Below are 17,781 nucleotides of genomic sequence, written 5' to 3'. Positions count from 1 at the left end.
TAGTTGAACGACAACTTGACCTACAACAAGACTTAACAATAATCGCCAATACCATAGTTTTAATATACGCATACATCAAAATTAATAAAAACAAAATAATAGTAAGTTAACACCACGAGTTAAGTTCAGATTTAAAGCAAAAAATATCATCTTTTAATGGGGCTCCTGTTTGCTCTAATTTTTTAACAAAAAAATCAAATCCAGCAAAGCTGCTATTTTTTTTAGAAGAAAACTCTGACTTTTTTTAAAATAATTCTAACAAGAATTGTCTCGTTACTTCCTTTTAAGGTACATGCATATATTGAATTATTATCTAATATAAGTTTGTTTTTATTGTTAATGATTACCTAAAGTTAGATAAAATTAAAGAAATGATTTTTTGTGACCTATGTGGTTGGGGCGATCACATATTCTATACACATATGATCCATAATGATCGAAGATTTGATTTTTGTAAGAGACATATGGAAACTGAAATAAGAATCTATATAGTATTGAATTTAGCTTTTTATTCTTTGGAAAAGGTATACCTATAAGTGATCAGAATTTAATAAGAAAGTAAATCCCTATGAATTAATAAAACAGTAGTTAAAAAAAACTTAATACCCATTTAATTAAGGTATATAAATAATGAAGTGATAAAAGAAACAATAGAGAAAACACCCCTTGATTTTTTGAGTGCCAAAGTTTTCTTTTTGGTTTTTTAGAAAAATAAAGATAATAAGCCAGGTATTCAATTATATAGTAAACAGCAACAAAAATAAGACCAGCAATGAATGGGATCATAACAATTATTTTAAACAAAAATATAAAAATTAAAACAACATAAAATCTATATATATGAAAGTATGTCAATTCACAATAATTTATCTTGATCAGTGGGAAGATGGTAATCATTTTTTTTAAAAAGTTACGACAATTGTTAAAGACATCTGTATTGATCCTTTAAAAATTCAAAAACCGAAAGGTGGTGAGGAAGTAAACTGTGAGGTATATGGGATACCATTTAGCGAAGTACTAGAAGTAAGCCCTGCCAAGTAGGAGCAATTAATATTTAACCTGTAGGTTCTTCGTTACCTTAAAAACGGAAAAGTTCTTTGATAAAATTGTGGTGAGAAAATAATATTTCTAGAAATATATTTTAATATTTTTGGATTAAATATTTATCAAAATGACTGAATTAATAACTCTTTCATCAGCAGGGAATACTGAGCCTCCAGCTTATAAGTTAATTATAGATAAAGGGTATAACGTTGAAAGGAGAGATAATTCTTTAGTGGCTAAAAAAGATGGTCTTATATTTTTAGCATATAGTGCTTTAGAATTGTTAGGTTTAATCGTCTTATTTGAGACGAAAGGTAAAAATTGGGGTGTTGAGGATGAAGTTATAGATGAGTATTGCGATTTATTTGAAAATTAGATAAAGTAAAATATTATAAACTTACCACAAGACACCTTAATTAAGGTGTTTTTTTATGTCCAAGATGTAAGAAAACAAAAGTTAAACTAATTATACGATTACGTGGGTCTTTTTTTTGTAGTAAAAGGGTTATGTTTTTTCAAAAAAATAACAATTTCTGGAGGCTTATTCAATAAAAAGGTTAGCCACACTCGATCTAACTGATACCTGCAAGTTTGGAAACGTCAATAGTTCCATCTCCTTTTTCCGCTTCTTTAATCAATTTGATCGCCTCTATTACGAAAGTGTTGCAGCATACAGGCGTTTTCTTTAATAAATTCATGTTTTGAGCTGTGGCCAAAACAAATTCATCGACGTTTACTTCTAGGTTTTCTATTTTGATTGTGTCTGTGGTTTTTTCTTGCTCAAATAACGTTTGCCCTTCATTATCCTCAAGTAAAGGAAGTCTTTCACCTGTTTTCTGCCAATAGATGTTTGCGTGGGGTATAATTTTGGTTCGACTATAGTTAAACTTAAAAGTATATATCAATACCACTTTTCGATGGCGCTCTTAGGCTCAATACTGGTTCAATCCAGCTTGATTTTAAGGTTTATTGTTTTGAGGGTTCTAAGCCTAAGATCTAATTTCATTTCTATTGGATGGCGAAAAACGTTAAAAATTTAAGACTAAAACAACCATTAAATTTGAACCAACTCTTGGATTCGCTGTTCTAATCACTAGGGATTAAAGGAGTTTTTAATTTTTTTGTGATTTTAAATTGTTGTTTTGCAGTTTTTTATATTGTTTTTTTTGTGAGTGGTGTATTTAAGGGTGGCGTTTTGGCATCATCCTTGTTTACGATCATGTCAAATAAATTATAACTAAATAGATATTGAATTATGAAAAAATTATTACTTATCGCAGCAGTAGCTTTCGGGGTATCATCGGTAAATGCACAAAAAAATGTGATTAAAGCTAATCCGTTAGGTTTGGCAATTGGTGTTGGAGATTTCTCTTATGAAAGAGTGGTAGCCGACAATCAAGCTTTCGAAATCGGTTTGTCTTTTGCATCGGCTAAAGTAACTTCTGGAAGTGAGGTAGTAAGTTCTAGAGCTATTGGGGGAGAAGGGAAGTATAAATTTTATTTCTCGTCAGAAAATATGGCGCCAAGAGGTTGGTATGCAGCTCCATTTGTGAGCTATGCTGTTTCTTCTGCTAATAACTCTGCTGGAGCTGACATCGGATTTTCAACGTTTTCTGGAGGTGCCTTAGCTGGATACCAATGGGTATTTGGAGGTGGAGACTCTGGATTTGCGTTAGATTTAAACTTCGGAGCTCAGTATATGTCTGTATCTGCTACGGAAAGCACTTCAGTTAACATTCAAGGGTTTTTACCTCGTTTAGGAGTGTCTATAGGATACGCTTGGTAGGTAAACGAAAGAAATACGATTAAGAGGAGACTGTTTTTTAAGCAGTCTCTTTTTTGTTGGAGTCCGGACAATACAGGCATTTTTTTAGGGGAGTGAATAGAGAATTTGCATCAAAATAGGAGCTTGAGTTAAGTTGTGATTAGTTTTAGTTGATTGTTAGAGTTTGGAAATCAATGGTCTGTTTGCTGTGTTTTTTTTATCTAAAAATACGCTATGATAAAATGTAAATAAGTGTACTTTTGCCGCCGCAAAATAAAAATTATTAGAAGGAATTATGAAAAAATTAGTAGTAGTAATGATGATGGCTTTAGGCTTGTCAGTAAATGCACAAAAGAATGACGGACAAACAGCCTTAGGAAATTTAGTGATTGAGGCAAATACGGGGGCTTTTTCTACAGGAAATACCGGTTTCTCGTTGACGAGTATTGATGGAAATACAGTTTGGTCTATGGGCTTGGATTGTGGGTATTTCGCTGCAAACGATTTGGCTATTAAAACAGGTTTTGGTTATAGCGATGTTGGTAGAGATGTAATCAGTTATAAAATAGGGTTGGAATACTATATTTTAAGTAAAATCCCTGTAGGTATTGATTATACCGGGAATTCATTTGATGGCGGAAGTACGGACTTTATCGGTTTACAAGGAGGATACGCCGTGTTTTTAAGTGAGCATGTAAGTTTGAAGCCTACTTTACGATATAATTTTGGTTTGGAAGAAGGTCAAAAAGGAGCATTCCAAGGATTGATTGGATTTGCGTTGTATTTCTAAAGTACCAAACCACTCAATAGTATAAAAAGGAGCACTACAGTGCTCCTTTTGTTGTTTTGATGAGTATGTACTGAGGTTTGTTTAAGCAATTATTGAAATTCATACTTACTAATGATCCATATTGTGGTTTTTTTTTGGTGTGTAAGTAGTTTTTTATGAGTGTTTTAGGTTTTTTGTTTTGAGTATTGGCGATTTTGATTTCAATTTTGGCACCATTCTTGTCTCTTAAACGCCGAATAAATAATAACTAAAAAGTATAAAATTTAATTATGAAAAAATTACTAGTTGTAGCTGCCATAGCTTTAGGATTATCATCGGTTAATGCTCAGGAAACTTCGTTTGGTGTAACGGGAGGTTTAAACTTGTTAACGGTGAAGCTATCTACTGATACTACTCCATCAGTAAACAGATCTACCACAGGGACGGGGTATTATGCTGGATTTTTTGCTGACTTTACTGTTAGCGATAAATTTCACGTTCAACCAGAACTGTTGTTTACATCCTCATATGATAATGGAACATCAGCGAATACTATTGCAATGCCTATTATGGCGAAGTATTATGTGAAAGACAACTTTTCTGTACAAGCAGGTCCGATGTTAGATTTAGTCGTAGATGATGCTTCACCACTTGTTAACAAGTTTGGCGTTGGTTTGGCTGCCGGTTTGGGCTATGATATCTCTGAGAAAGTATTTGTAAATGCACGTTATTCTTTTGGATTGTCTAACAGAGTTGATTCGGATATCGCGACTTCTAAATTTGACTATTTAAATGTTGGATTTGGATTCCGTTTCTAAGTTCATACATTGTATATTTTATATGAAACACCTGAGGATACTCAGGTGTTTTTTGTTGATCATATAGAAGGTAAACGGCAACTCTTTTTTCGTTAGAAGAAAGCATCTTAAGCTTCTTGGGTTTCCTATTATATAAAGTGATTGCAAAACCGCGCGTATCTATGTATACTACAATGAGTACACATAAGTAGTAAAAACCTTACAAAAACCCATGGTGTATAAAATGCTATCTGTCAATGTGTTGTATGATTATTGTGTTGCGGTTGTTTTGAAAATGGAGGAAAGATGAGGTTTTTGGCATCAAACTTGCCTTACCAAGAACGAATAAATAATAACTAAAAAGTATAAAAATTTAATTATGAAAAAACTATTGGTAATGGCGGCTATCGCATTAGGTCTTTCACAAGTACAAGCTCAAGAAACATCATTTGGTTTGACTGCAGGATTAAACACTATGGTTATCAGAAACTCTGTGAATGTTTTAGGCAATACGGCGAGTGCTAGTAATAGTGCAACTGGGTTCTACGCAGGAGTTTTTGCTGATTTTGAAGTGAGTGAAAAGTTCCATATTCAACCGGAATTATTGTACAGTACGGCCTATAAGGATGGAAACTCTACGAACACTTTAAACTTACCCATTCTGGCTAAGTATTATGTAGCAGATCAATTTTCAATACATGCAGGTCCAACCTTAGACTATGTCTTAGATGAGTCGAATGGATTAAATAAGTTCGGTTTTGGTGTTGCGGCCGGATTGGGCTACGATTTTTCGGATAAGGTATTTGCAACAGCACGTTATTCCCTAGGATTATCGAACCGAATAGACAATCCTATTGCGTCCTCAAAGTTTGATTACCTCAATGTAGGGATTGGTTTTAGATTCTAAACCTCAAAAAATTTCTGAAGTACCAAGCATCCAAATCTTTTTGGGTGCTTTTTTTGTCCTAAAAATAAAAGACTATTTTACAAAAATATGGCCTAAATTTAATATTGTAGAAAGTGAATTAAATCTTAAAAACTTATACTTAATAAGTTACCGGTAAAACGGCTTTAGAGTCAGTAATAGCAGGGGAAAACCCTATATTTTTAATGTTAATTTAATGTTAAATTCATTTTCAAAATCTTCGTTTTTTTTAACAAAAATCAAGAAATAATTCTTCAATTTAGTACTACATTTGTCCCTTCAAAACATCTAATTTAAAAAATTATGAAAAAATTCTTAGTTGTTGCAATGATGGCTTTCGGATTAGCCGCTAATGCACAAGAAGGTGAATTAAACGTAGGAGGTACTATCGGTTTACCAGTAGGTGATTTATCAAACACTCACGATGTAACTGGATCAATCGAAGCTAACTACTTATTCAACGTAGCTGAAGGATTCAAAGTAGGACCATCTGTATCTTACTTACACTTTAACGGAGAAGGACCAGACTTAGGGTATTTACCTTTAGCTGCTGCTGCTCGTTACAGTGTTACTGACAAAGTAGTTTTAGGAGCTGATTTAGGATACGGAATTGGAGTTTTCCAAGACGGTCAAACGTCAGGATTTTACTACCGTCCAATGGTTGGTTACAAAGTAACTAACGCTATTACTGTTCAAGCAAACTATTCAAGCGTTGTTCTTGATGGTGGTTCTGCTTCTACTGTAGGTATTGGAGGAACGTATTCTTTCTCTTTATAAGCTATAAAAGACTTAGAATAAAAAAGGAGCTATAGTTAAACTATAGCTCCTTTTTTTATTGTTGTTGTTTTGTTTTTTATAGAAATCCTTTTTCTCTCGCAACGAGTATCAATTCTCGGTCATCATTACTATCTACTTCAAATATCTTAGCCAAATGACGCTTGCGCTTTTGTATCCCAGCAAAGGATAAGGGAATCACATCGGGTAGTTTTTTCATACGGTTACCTATGGAGAGCTCGTAGAGAATTTTACGATCGATGTCGTCCAAAATAAATTCGTTTGAAATTTCGTTGCGGACCATTTTCATGACCGTTTTACTGTAGTAGGGCGGAGCCTCTAGTACTTCTTTTATCGCCGTCACCAATTCTTGCGGTGTGATGTCATTTTTGACCAAAAACCCTTCCGGATTTAAACTTCGCAGGATGCTGTGAACGCGGTAATTGTCGTTAAAGGTAGTGGATACGATGATTTTACTTTCCGGGAGCAATTCATTAATACGAAGTCCTAAATCTTCTCCTGAGAGTATTTTACCATCCTTAGATGCGGGCAATCGCATGTCTAAAAAGATGACATCAATGTTTTTCTTTTCCGTTGCAAACTCTTGAATAATAGCGTGGGCATCGTCGCAATTGTGCTTTACATGTATGTCAAATACATACGATGCATCGGTACTTTGCACATATTGAAAGGCACTCTTATAAGCCTCAGAGATCAACGGATGGTCATCAATAATTAAAGCGGTTAGTTTGTTATTTTCCATCTATAGTGATGTGGGGGGTGTTTATGAGTAGGGTAGTCCCTACACCTAATTCTGATTTAATTGTAATTTTTCCTTTTAGTTTTTCTAAACGTGAGTTAATGTTTTTTATTCCTATCCCTTTTTTGCCTTTTTTCACATTGAATCCTACACCGTCATCTTGGATGCTAATACTTAGCGAGTTGCCTGACAAGCCAAATTTTAACGAAACATGCTTAGCTTTCGCGTGTTTGATAATATTTTGTAGGGCTTCCTGTATAATTCGGTAAATATTGGCCTTGGTAACCTCATTTACGTCCTTCCAAGCAATTTCAGGGTCAAATTCAATGCTGTGTGTAAAGTTACCAATAATACTTTTATCTTCTAAGAGTTGTTTGATAATACTGGTAAAATTTATATCCGTACTGTTAAAGTTGTCGCTTAACTTATGCGATACATCGCGGATTTCCTTTTCAATGTCTTGCAGTTCGTTGAGTAGGCTTTGGTGTTTTTCTAGTGTTTCGTCGGTACCTTGTAGGGGCAGAAAGCCGAGCCCAAAGCGCGTACCGAACAATTTCCCGAGGATACCGTCGTGGAGTTCTTCTGAGATTCTATTGCGTTCCTTAATGCGTTCTTCTTCTAGTTTTGCCTGTTGTTGTAGAGTGAGTACATACACTTCCTCATTGGCTTTTTGATGCTCTGCTTCGATGCTAAGTTTTTCGTTTTGTACGCGTTGTACACGCACAAAATAGAGCAGACTTAAAATTAGCAAGCCACCAATGCTACTAATTAAAATCCAAATGCGCTGTTCCGATAAGCGCTCGGTTTCTTCGATGTACTCGTTAGTTTCAAATTGTATTCGAGCAAACTTATTACGCATACGGCGTTCAACTTTCATCAGGCTATCATTAAACTCAATATAACGTCCTAAGTGTTTTTGAGAATTTTTATGATCTAAAGCGGCGAGTTGTTTTAAAGAAGTTAGATAATTATCTCCATTTTTGATTTTTTTTGCCAATTTATTAGCTTCTCTTGCGTATTGTAGGGCTTTATCGTATTGATGAATAGTTTTGAAGTAGTTAGACAATCCAATTTTGGAGATAATTATTCCTGCTGTACTTTTTAGACTATCACGAATTTTAAGAGCCTTGAAAAGTTGTTTTCTTATCCCAAGAGTATCTCCCATTTTTAATTTACATAAAGCTCTATTGTCTAAAATGCGAGCAAAATCCAAAATATGAATATCTTTTTTCAATTCTTTGTTGAAGAAAGCAATGGCTTCATCGTATTTTTTTAGTTTTGTTAAACACATTCCCAAATTATTGAAGATGGAAAAATTTAATTTAGCCTGATCTTTCGTATTGAGCTCTTTATAATGATTTAATGCTTTCTGGTAGTAATTGAAAGCTTCATCATATTCTTTTAAATCATATTGTAAGAGCCCTATAAAATTATAACAACTAATAATATTAGGAATATTGTGGGTCTCTTTACTTAATTCCATGGATTTTACAACCAAATTTTCACTTCCTATATAATCTTTGTACTTACCTCTAATATTAGCCATACCTATCAATATCTTTGATGCTTCCTTTTTAAAGTTATTGTTCAGAAAAAAGGGTAAAGCTTTATTAAAATGGTAGTAAGCCTGGTCATAAATTTCTCCTTCAATATAGTAAGTAGCTAAATTCCAATGACTATCGCCTATGGCATAAGCTTGGTTGGTTTTAGTCGCCAACTCCATGGCCGCAGAATTAACTTCAAAAAAACTCGAAGTATCTTTTAATTTATAAAATTGATAGGCAATCGTGCTGAGTTTTAAGGGTTTTAGTAATTTATTGCTTCTGATATACAGGTACGCCTTAGTTAACTGATTTTTTTTGTAGGTTTTAGTTAAGTTTTTGGTTTTACTTTGGTTTATCCAGATATCGATGCTGTCTTTTTGGAAAGCATGAATATTAAAAGATATAAAAGAAAAAAGAATATAAAGTTTGAATTTCAATGTCATGTAATTTTCACAAATCTACTAAAAAAAGCCTTTGGTTTTCAAAGGCTTTTTAGTTCGAAAATTATCCTTTTCCTCCATTGTCTGTGCTACCATCCTCTCCGGTCATAAACCCAGGAGTTGGAGGTGTGGTAGTATCGTCTGCAGGAGGTGGTGTTGCAGGGAGTTCATTCTTTATTTTATCTTGTAGGGTAAGGTCTTCACTCATATCCGTACAAGCAGTAGTTAGTGTAAACAAGGCGATCATAGCAATAATAGTTTTTAAAGTTTTCATAATTTCAATTTTAGTTTTCTTTTAAATAGTTGATACAGGTATCCCAGGCCGCATATGCAGCTAGAATGAACATCGAAATGTATTCGACGGAGTATGCTGAAATCCTTCGATTTTGAGCATATTCATACACCTCAAGAATTTGAGGGTTTGTAGAATGTGTTTGACGTTAGGTCAAAGGCGTGAAGACTTAATACTGCTAAGGCCTATTGAGTACAACAGACTTCAGGTGTATTCTACATTTCCAGTAAATAGAAGCGTTTGCAATTTTGATAAGAACGCTAGTTGATTATATGACTAAATTAGTTAGTTCCTCGGTTATGAAGTATATAATTTTAGTAAGCGTCCCCAATGAATGAGTAAACGTTCTTTTTCGATTAGTATGTGCAATTTTAAATGATTCATAGTGTTTTTCTTTCTTATGTTAAATATAGCTTTTTTTTACGATATATGCAAATTTTTAAGTCATTTTAACATTTATGGTTTTATATGTGTATCAAATTCACGAATATGCCTTAATATGTTTAAATAACAAGAGGCGCCTCCTTAGGGGAGACGCCTCTTGTATTCTAATCCTATTTAATAGGAGTATCAGGTATACAATTAATACATCTCGTAAAGTTGTTTCGGAAAAATCGCTATACAGTACGCATTCATAGCAGCCCTGCGATCTGTTAAGTGTGAAAGTTCCTTAGTGTTCATATATATAGTATAAATGTTTGTACTTGTTTATTTACAGGCACAAAGATGCAGTATTATTTTAATATCCACAAGGAAAAAATGATTTAATTTACTGTTAATCAATTAGTTAGCTTGTTTTTAGAGAATAGGGGAACTGACCGGAAGTGTCCAGTTAAGGTACCTGTTTGAAAATCAGGTGGTGAAGTGATTTAGCATTACAGCGCAATCTGAGTTATGTTATATTTTGTTTATCATAAGTTGTTTCAAAAAAAAAGCGTCCCTTTATTGAGGACGCAACTTGTTTTTATAATTTATTGTGTTTTAACAATTTTCATAAATAAAATGAATATACGTCTGTATGTAGTTGAATACAATGCAAAAATTGAGCCAAAAGTGTGATGGATTCATAATTATGTTTTTCATATACATACAATTTTTTCGACCGCGAAGATAAAGTTTTTTTCACATTTTCAAAATTTTCGTTTCCTAAGTGCTTAATAATCAAGTAGGCTTTAAAAAAGTAAGTCAGTGACTTACTAAAAGTAAGCCACTGACTTACCACTTTTAAAATGAGCCCTTATATCTTTGTAGTGTTCGAAGTTCAGAAATACTTAATGAAATAAATAGACAAGGGTACAAAATTAATACTAGGAGTCGTCGGGGAAAATTATATGAAAAAGTTTTGTAAAGAGTCGAATGTTCTCATTGTTTATTTTGGTTGTAGTTCCATAAACTACCAAGGTATTAGTTTCGATTCTTTACAGCGGTCATATTTATAGAATATGAAAGGGTTTAAAACGTCATTGCAGTGACGTTTTTTTCTTTTTATAGCCCTGTTGTTAAGTTTGTATTATCCTTGCGCTGCAGTATTGCTTTTTTGTTATCACTGATATGTAATGACTTAGTGCAGCTTTGTGTTTGCAGTATGCTAACAAAAGTCTTTTTTTGTTTATAATTTGATAATCTTCTTAACCTTTTGCTGAAGGGAATTTAATATTGTTTTAAGAGTTTGATAATTTAGCTAGCGTTGTTTTGTGGTGTTCAAAAACTAAACAAATAGAAAACAATGAAAAAAGTTAACGCAAGCAAATTGGCGGTAGTATCCTTAATGACCGCTTTTGCTGGATTTGTATCATGTCAGGATGGTGCAGATGGAATTAATGGAAAAGATGGAAAAGACGGTGCTAATGGAACTAACGGACAGAACGGTTCGGATGCTTCTGTGTATTTAACCGCTTCTAAAACCCCTAATTTTTTGAAAGTAGCCGGTGAGTTCTCTCATTTGAAAATTACCCCAATCTTGTCGTCTGAAGATCAGATTCCAAATAGCCCGGATTTCGTGTATGGATCTATGGCAGATGGTGCTGGCTTACTTGCCGAAGCAGATGGTAGCTATACTTTAATTAATAATATTGAAGCTGATTACGCCATTGCACGTATAAAGCTCAATAAGAATTTACGTCCTACCCAAGGAGAGTATATCTTAAATGCATCGGCTACTGCCAATACTGCTCAGTGTTCAGGTTCTATGATTACGCCTCAAGAACACGGATTTGGACCTTTGTATTTATCAGGTGGTGAATGGGGGGGAGCCTCTAAAGGGGTGTTCGCTACAGATCCTACTAAAAATGCATCGGCAGCAGGAACCGCTGAAATGTTGACCGCTTTAGGTCAGTGGTCTACAGAAAATGCCGTGGCAATTGGAAAAGCTGCTTATCCAGGAAAAACAGTAGTATTCATCGGTGATGACCACAGTGATAATAATATCCCTTCAGGACAGTTAGGAATGTATGTTGGGGCTACTGGTGACCTTAAAAACGGAAAATTATACGGTTTAAAAGTTACGACGGCAGGAGTGAATTACGAAGCCGATATGAACGAAGGAACTGCGTATGATGCAGAATTCGTAGAGTTGAAAGAACGTGAAATCAACGCCTTAGATGCCGAGTGTAAGACCAAAGGAGTTATGGGCTTTTCACGCTTGGAAGACATTGATTGGAGAAGAGGAAGCGCAAAGAACAACCGCGAAATTTACTTCTGTGTTACGGGGAGAAGAAAAGATGGATTAAAGGATAAAGGAACGTATTACGGACGTATCTATAAAGTAGTGTTGAATGATACAGACCCTACCAAAGCAGCAAAAATTACCTGTGTATTAGATGCGGATAAGCTAACGGGAAAGGCAAAGAATTTTCACAGTCCTGATAATATCTTAGTGACTGAAAACTATGCCTATATCCAAGAAGATCCTAATGGATACTTTGACGTAGCTGAAAAAAATCACTTCGCGCGTTTGTATCAGTACAATCTGACTACGGGAACTTTAAAAATGGTGTTAGAGTGTGATCAGACCAACGCTGCAGCTAAGGGCTATGGTAAAACCGATAAGGCCTGGGAAATTACTGGTATGATTGATGTTACCGATATCGTTAATAACGGAAAGAATACTTTTATGGTAATCACGCAAAATCACGGTTGGGAACCAGCAGATGGAACGTCATTTACCGATCCTAAGGCAAATTCAAACATGTCGAGAAAAGAAGGTTCTGTATTACACATCGTTACCGGTTTAGAGCGTTAATGAATATGAGAATTATAGAAATTTTAAAAAAGGCATACCTCTGTGTATGTCTTTTTCTGTGCTTGTATGCTTGTGGTCATAAACAAGGAGCTTATACCGATAAAAAGGCAGTAAATGAAGGGCTTACAGAATTGTATATGGCGCATTTGCAAAAAAGCATCGCAGCATTGGATAGTATGACAGGTAAAAGCCCACAAGTACAACAATCTTTGTACCGTGAGGCTCGTAAGTATTTTAAGCTAGCAGAGCCAGTACTGGCGTATACCGATAAAAATAATTATAAATCGCTAAATGCTCCGAATATCATACAGGTAAAAGGCGAGGAGAGCAATGATACAAAAGTACTACAACCCATAGGTTTTCAGGTGATTGAAGAAATTGTTTTTGAAGAGGAACCCGATTCACTTGAGTTGATAACAACCGTTCAAACCACGAGTAGTAGACTCAAGCTAATTGCTCATAATACGGATTTGCAACTACGTGATTACCATCTTATTTGGTTGCTGAGAGAACAGATAGTTCGCATAGCTACTACGGGAATCACTGGTTTCGATTCGCCAGTGCTAAGTGCTTCGCTGCAAGAGTCTGCATGGACCTATGCCACTTTATTAGAGGTGTTAAAAATGACCAAGCCCAATTTTAGTTCACAAGCCTTGTATCAGCAAATGGAAGAACAGGTACTCGCTGCCATTGCGGTCCTGAAAGGAGATTTTGAGTCTTTTGATCGTTATGCCTTTATCAAAAATCACATCCATCCTCAATTGAAAACACTGGTGGCGGTACAAAGAGATTGGAAGGTAGAATTTCCTTTCGAAATGGCACTTTCCAATACCATGACCAGCTTGTTTTCAGCATCGAGCCTGAATCTTCATTATTTTGCCGATTATCAGAGTGATACTACCCATTATAAGGAGCGCATCGCATTCGGGAAAGCACTTTTTGAAGATGCCTCGCTGTCTAAAAACAAGACCATGTCTTGTGCGAGCTGCCACGATAAAAGTCTGGCTTTTACTGATGGGAAACGCGTGTTCGATGCCAAGCAGCAAAGAAATACACCAACAGTGACCTATGCAGCGTATCAAAGAGGTTTTTTTATGGATGCTCGTGCTGGAAGTTTGGAAGGACAAGTAGTAGGAGTTGTTAAAAATCACAATGAGTTTAACACGAGTATGGATAGCATTGTTGCACGTGTTGAGCAGCATCCTAGGTATGCTAAAACACTGAGTAAACTATCGGGAGGAAAACGCAAAGCGCATACTGTACAACACGCATTAGCCAGTTATGTCAGAACCTTGAATCGCTTTGATTCTAAGTTTGATAAAAATATTAACGGCGTACTCACCACACTTTCCGAAGACGAAAAACAGGGGTTCAATCTGTTCATGGGGAAAGCGCTGTGTGCAACCTGTCATTTTGCACCCGTGTTTAACGGAACTGTACCTCCTAATTACAACGATACCGAATTGGAGGCTCTCGGAACTCCAAATTTGACGCAAACAGCCTTAAGTGACGATTTAGGACGCTATGAGTTGTTCAAAACACCGGAACGCAAACACTTTTTTAAAACACCTACGGTCCGAAATGTATCCAAAACAGGACCTTATATGCATAATGGAGTTTACGAGTCTCTTGAAGAAGTGGTTGAATTTTATAACAAAGGAGGCGGTGTAGGCTTAGGGTTTAAGCTGCCACATCAAACTTTGCCGTTTGATAATTTAGACCTTTCTGATAAAGAAATACAACAGTTAGTCGCATTTATGAATAGTTTGACGGATTCGTATTAAGCTGTTTAGATATTTTTTTCATTGAAAACACTCCAATGTAACGAAGGTTATACGGAGTGTTTTTTTATGCTTTATTTTTAATGTTCATGTGTAATTCGCATTTTTTTATGTTAATATTTAGGTTTAGTTTAAAAAATTAAGATTTGAAGAGTTGTTTTTTTATGGGTTGTAAACTATTTAATTAAAAAAATATAACATGAAGTTAAAATAGTACAGGTTTTAAATGCTGTTTTTCAGTGGTGAAGTCTACGAGAGGGTGGGTGGGTGGGACTGTACTGCATACATCGAAATGCGGTCTTTGGAGTTTGTTTTTTAGTGCTAAGTCCTTCTTTTTATGAGTTGTTACATTCCGTAATAAACTAGCAGTTAAACAATCAAAGTCATCAAGAGCTATTGAGGTTCAGTTACGCCGTTGTTAGACGAGGTGTAGTGTTCGGTTTTAGTACATATTATTAAATTATTAAAGACTTGAAAATCAAAATTTTGTTTAGGGTATTCTACTACCTTGTGAATAGAAAAAATACTAAAAATTATGAAAAATTTTACGTTTATCGTTTTATTTATGGCCACATATTGGTCTTATGCACAAACTATCGATGTAATCGATTTTAAGGTTAATGAACCCGCAGGGCAGCACTTTAATGCAGGAACTAAATTTGACTTTGAGTTCAAAATCAAAGGGGATTATAGGTACAGTACCCACGGTCATCATCAAATTGACCTTATTGTGTATAAGGAATCGATTTCAGCAGCTAACGAACTTGGAAGAAGTTATTGGAATAGAGAAGATGATCACGATCTATTCTTTAGTACCTATAAGTACAAGCCATGGTGGAACACAGCATTAAAAAATTACGCTACCACTTCCAATGCAAAGTTCTTTTTGGTGGTAAAGTATGCAGGTTTGACAAAAGTATTGAGTTATACCTATCCTAATCTAGGGAAAGCAGACCTTAAAATTTATGAAAATAGCCTTGTCATTCAAAGTGAGTGTACTAGTTGTAGTTCGAGTTATTCTAATCTAGGGTCGGGAATCCATATTTTGTCAAAAGAAGGAGGTTCATTAACGGTAACTGGACATGTTGTCAATGCGGGAACAGTTAGTTCAGGAACGAGTAAAATTAAAGCCTACCTATCTTATGACGCGAGTTGGAGTACAAATGATATTCCTATCAATATAAATGCGAATACGACGGTTAATGGCATAGCTCCTAATAACAACGCCACTTTTGGATTCACTATATTCGGACATAATATTCCGTATACTACTGGATTTGGATACTATTATTTGATACTGAAAGCCGATGCAGACAATGCTGTAGATGAGCAGAATGAGGCGAATAATACCTTGGCATTCCGATTGAGGTACCGTCAAAGTTTTGGAACGAAGACATATCCAATTCGAATTCGCAGTTTAAACAGAACTTCTGATCGAATTGTCAATTCAGTAGAACAAGAAAAAGCGACCCTGCGTTCGCTACCGAATGGAATGTATGTGATTGAAGATGTAACAGGTAGTAAAACTAAGATTTTGAAGCATAAGTAGTTTTATCAAATACAATCTAAATTTCAAGGGCTCCGAGAGGAGCCTTTTTTTTGGGGTAGATAGTTGTGCTGAGATACTAAGGCCAAGAAATATTTCGACTAAGCAATAGTAGGTGACCAGTCATGGGATTCTTAACAGAATTTTAAGGATGTTCTTGAGGGCTTTCTGTAATTTTGGAACTGTCTACCGACCAAAACAAACAAATCATTATGCGCAAATCTATCCTTGCAATTGCCGTAGTACTTTTAGGGGCCTGCAGTCCTCAAAAAACGGCTCAAGAAATTATTGATGAATCCCTGAAAAAATCTGGAATTGAACAGTTAAAGTCAGCTGAACTCTCTTTTGAATTCCGAGGAAATCAATTCAAAGCCATTCGCAAAAACGGAGCGTTTAACTTACAGCGTACCTCACAAAATTCAGGTAACACGATACTCGACCGTCTGAGTAACGAGGGGTTTGTACGTACTGTCAATGACAGTTTGGTGACCCTGACCGAGAAAAAAAGCAACAGTCTAGCAAATGCAGTAAATTCAGTGCACTATTTTTCGGTATTACCTTTAGGCTTAAACGATGCCGCTGTTCATAAGAAGCTGTTGGGAGAAGAAGAAATAAAAGGAACTTCTTACTATAAAGTAGCAGTTAGTTTTAGTGAAGAAGGTGGAGGAGATGATTTTGATGATCAATTTTTGTACTGGTTCGATACTGAAAGCTACCAATTGAAGTACCTTGCGTATGCCTACCATACAAATGGAGGAGGAATGCGTTTTAGAGCTGTAAAATCAGTTACTGATACCGAAGGGATACAGTTGGCTAATTACGACAATTACAAGCCGATGAATAAGGAACAGCGCTTTGAGATGTTGGCGGAGGCTTTTGAAGCAGGTACGCTCGAAAAGGTATCAGAGATTATTTTGGAACGTATAGAAATCCGTCGCTTACCTTAATACTACTTTGTAAATCAATTCGTTTGTTAAATAAACTGAAGGCATGTTTTTTATCATAGGAATTTTTATGGCTATCACGCTGATAGTCTTGCTTATTTTGAAAAAAAATACCTCACAAGCCGATCGCGTTTTAGGATTGTGGTTGGCAGTCATTGGGGTGCACTTAGGATATTTTTACGCAGTCGACTCCGGTAAAATAGTCGATTTCCCATGGCTGTTGGGGATGGATTTTTCCCTGCCATTAGTGCAAGGAGTATTTTTGTACTTCTATGCGAGAAGCTTGACGGGACCATCGCTACGAATACGGGAAATAGCACTACACCTACTGCCTTCTTTACTCCTAATTTTAGTGGGGATTCCATTTTATGCGTTGAGTGCCGACACGAAAATAGCGATTGTTATGAGGGGAGAAGACCACGCTTATGAGTGGTTTGATTGGTTGCAAGATAGCAGTATGTTAGTAAGTGGGTTTTCGTATAGTCTAGCGGTTTTATTTTTAGTAAAAAAGCATAAGAAACGCATCGAAAATAGCTTTTCAAATACAGAAAACAAAACGCTTAATTGGTTGCGCAATTTAACTTTGGGCTTAATTGGGATATGGTTGGTAGTGCTGTTTTCTGACAATCCCGTGTTCATTTTTTCAGGAGTAGTGGTGTTTGTATTGTACCTCGGGTTTTACGGGATTAACCAAACCACTATATTTTCATCAGCTGCAGAATTAGAGAATGAGCTATCGAGTTCAATCAAAGACGATGTTACCGAAAAGCAATACAAAAAGTCCGGGCTGAAACGAGAAGTAGCTGCGGTGATCTATGCCAGGTTAAAAGACCTGATGCACACAGATAAATTGTATCTGGAACCTGAATTGACACTAGGTGAATTAGCCGCCCGTTTAGAAACCACTCCTAATTACGTTTCGCAAATAATTAATGAATACGAATCAAAGAGCTTTTATCAATATATCAATGCGTTGCGGGTAGAAGAGTTTTTGGTTATTTGTAAACGTCCTGAATATCGTTCGTATACCATTCTTGCCATGGCCATGGAGTGTGGATTTAAGTCTAAATCGACTTTCAATAAACATTTTAAAGAGATTACAGGGAAAACTCCAAGAGCTATTTTAATAGAGGAATCCTTGGTTTCATAAGGGATAAGC

The 17,781-nt window shown here is 35.6% G+C and carries 15 protein-coding genes; 11 read left to right on the top strand and 4 right to left on the bottom strand.

The window, feature by feature from the left end:
* Nucleotides 1–1,171 precede the first annotated feature (1,171 nt).
* Nucleotides 1,172–1,420, top strand: a complete 249-nt coding sequence (locus ACKTS5_RS10655; protein ID WP_408043852.1) for a hypothetical protein — start codon at nucleotides 1,172–1,174, stop codon at nucleotides 1,418–1,420.
* Between the two features lie 196 nt (nucleotides 1,421–1,616).
* Here the strand turns inward: ACKTS5_RS10655 and ACKTS5_RS10650 are convergent, their stop codons facing one another.
* Complete coding sequence (locus tag ACKTS5_RS10650; RefSeq protein ID WP_408043851.1) at nucleotides 1,617–1,955, bottom strand: hypothetical protein; 339 nt, start codon at nucleotides 1,953–1,955, stop codon at nucleotides 1,617–1,619.
* Between the two features lie 344 nt (nucleotides 1,956–2,299).
* Between ACKTS5_RS10650 and ACKTS5_RS10645 the strand changes: the two genes are divergently transcribed.
* The 5 genes from ACKTS5_RS10645 to ACKTS5_RS10625 all read left to right on the top strand — a co-directional run bounded on the left by ACKTS5_RS10645 (nucleotide 2,300) and on the right by ACKTS5_RS10625 (nucleotide 6,077).
* Entirely contained in the window at nucleotides 2,300–2,830 is a 531-nt protein-coding gene (locus ACKTS5_RS10645) for a DUF3575 domain-containing protein (RefSeq protein WP_408043850.1), read from the top strand.
* A 274-nt stretch (nucleotides 2,831–3,104) separates the two neighbouring features.
* On the top strand, nucleotides 3,105–3,599 hold the full coding sequence (locus ACKTS5_RS10640; protein ID WP_408043849.1) for a hypothetical protein: 495 nt from the start codon (nucleotides 3,105–3,107) through the stop codon (nucleotides 3,597–3,599).
* A 269-nt stretch (nucleotides 3,600–3,868) separates the two neighbouring features.
* Nucleotides 3,869–4,396 carry a porin family protein gene (locus ACKTS5_RS10635; RefSeq protein ID WP_408043848.1) on the top strand — a complete coding sequence of 176 codons (528 nt, stop codon included), beginning with the start codon at nucleotides 3,869–3,871 and terminating at the stop codon, nucleotides 4,394–4,396.
* 358 nt (nucleotides 4,397–4,754) lie between these two features.
* Nucleotides 4,755–5,282, top strand: coding sequence for a porin family protein (locus ACKTS5_RS10630; protein ID WP_408043847.1), 528 nt, complete (start codon nucleotides 4,755–4,757; stop codon nucleotides 5,280–5,282).
* Nucleotides 5,283–5,603: 321 nt separating this feature from the next.
* Nucleotides 5,604–6,077, top strand: coding sequence for an outer membrane beta-barrel protein (locus ACKTS5_RS10625; protein WP_408043846.1), 474 nt, complete (start codon nucleotides 5,604–5,606; stop codon nucleotides 6,075–6,077).
* A 76-nt stretch (nucleotides 6,078–6,153) separates the two neighbouring features.
* Here ACKTS5_RS10625 and ACKTS5_RS10620 read toward each other — a convergent pair whose 3' ends face one another.
* From ACKTS5_RS10620 to ACKTS5_RS10610, 3 genes are all read right to left on the bottom strand, one after another.
* Nucleotides 6,154–6,837, bottom strand: coding sequence for a response regulator (locus tag ACKTS5_RS10620; RefSeq protein WP_408043845.1), 684 nt, complete (start codon nucleotides 6,835–6,837; stop codon nucleotides 6,154–6,156).
* Nucleotides 6,827–8,815, bottom strand: a complete 1,989-nt coding sequence (locus tag ACKTS5_RS10615; protein WP_408043844.1) for a tetratricopeptide repeat-containing sensor histidine kinase — start codon at nucleotides 8,813–8,815, stop codon at nucleotides 6,827–6,829. The genes ACKTS5_RS10620 and ACKTS5_RS10615 overlap by 11 nt, the downstream gene beginning before the upstream one ends.
* A gap of 67 nt (nucleotides 8,816–8,882) precedes the next feature.
* Nucleotides 8,883–9,092, bottom strand: coding sequence for a hypothetical protein (locus ACKTS5_RS10610; RefSeq protein ID WP_408043843.1), 210 nt, complete (start codon nucleotides 9,090–9,092; stop codon nucleotides 8,883–8,885).
* 1,744 nt (nucleotides 9,093–10,836) lie between these two features.
* On the opposite strand from ACKTS5_RS10610, the gene ACKTS5_RS10605 reads away from it, so the two are divergent.
* The 5 genes from ACKTS5_RS10605 to ACKTS5_RS10585 all read left to right on the top strand — a co-directional run bounded on the left by ACKTS5_RS10605 (nucleotide 10,837) and on the right by ACKTS5_RS10585 (nucleotide 17,772).
* Nucleotides 10,837–12,351 carry a PhoX family protein gene (locus ACKTS5_RS10605; RefSeq protein ID WP_408043842.1) on the top strand — a complete coding sequence of 505 codons (1,515 nt, stop codon included), beginning with the start codon at nucleotides 10,837–10,839 and terminating at the stop codon, nucleotides 12,349–12,351.
* Between the two features lie 5 nt (nucleotides 12,352–12,356).
* On the top strand, nucleotides 12,357–14,135 hold the full coding sequence (locus ACKTS5_RS10600; RefSeq protein ID WP_408043841.1) for a cytochrome-c peroxidase: 1,779 nt from the start codon (nucleotides 12,357–12,359) through the stop codon (nucleotides 14,133–14,135).
* 532 nt (nucleotides 14,136–14,667) lie between these two features.
* Complete coding sequence (locus ACKTS5_RS10595; protein ID WP_408043840.1) at nucleotides 14,668–15,681, top strand: CARDB domain-containing protein; 1,014 nt, start codon at nucleotides 14,668–14,670, stop codon at nucleotides 15,679–15,681.
* Nucleotides 15,682–15,890: 209 nt separating this feature from the next.
* On the top strand, nucleotides 15,891–16,625 hold the full coding sequence (locus ACKTS5_RS10590; RefSeq protein WP_408043839.1) for a DUF6503 family protein: 735 nt from the start codon (nucleotides 15,891–15,893) through the stop codon (nucleotides 16,623–16,625).
* 43 nt (nucleotides 16,626–16,668) lie between these two features.
* On the top strand, nucleotides 16,669–17,772 hold the full coding sequence (locus ACKTS5_RS10585; protein ID WP_408043838.1) for a helix-turn-helix domain-containing protein: 1,104 nt from the start codon (nucleotides 16,669–16,671) through the stop codon (nucleotides 17,770–17,772).
* Nucleotides 17,773–17,781: the final 9 nt, after the last annotated feature.

Source organism: Tenacibaculum litopenaei (assembly GCF_964514025.1).
Taxonomy (GTDB): Bacteria; Bacteroidota; Bacteroidia; order Flavobacteriales; family Flavobacteriaceae; genus Polaribacter; species Polaribacter litopenaei.
This window is presented reverse-complemented; position numbering and strand designations above follow the sequence as displayed.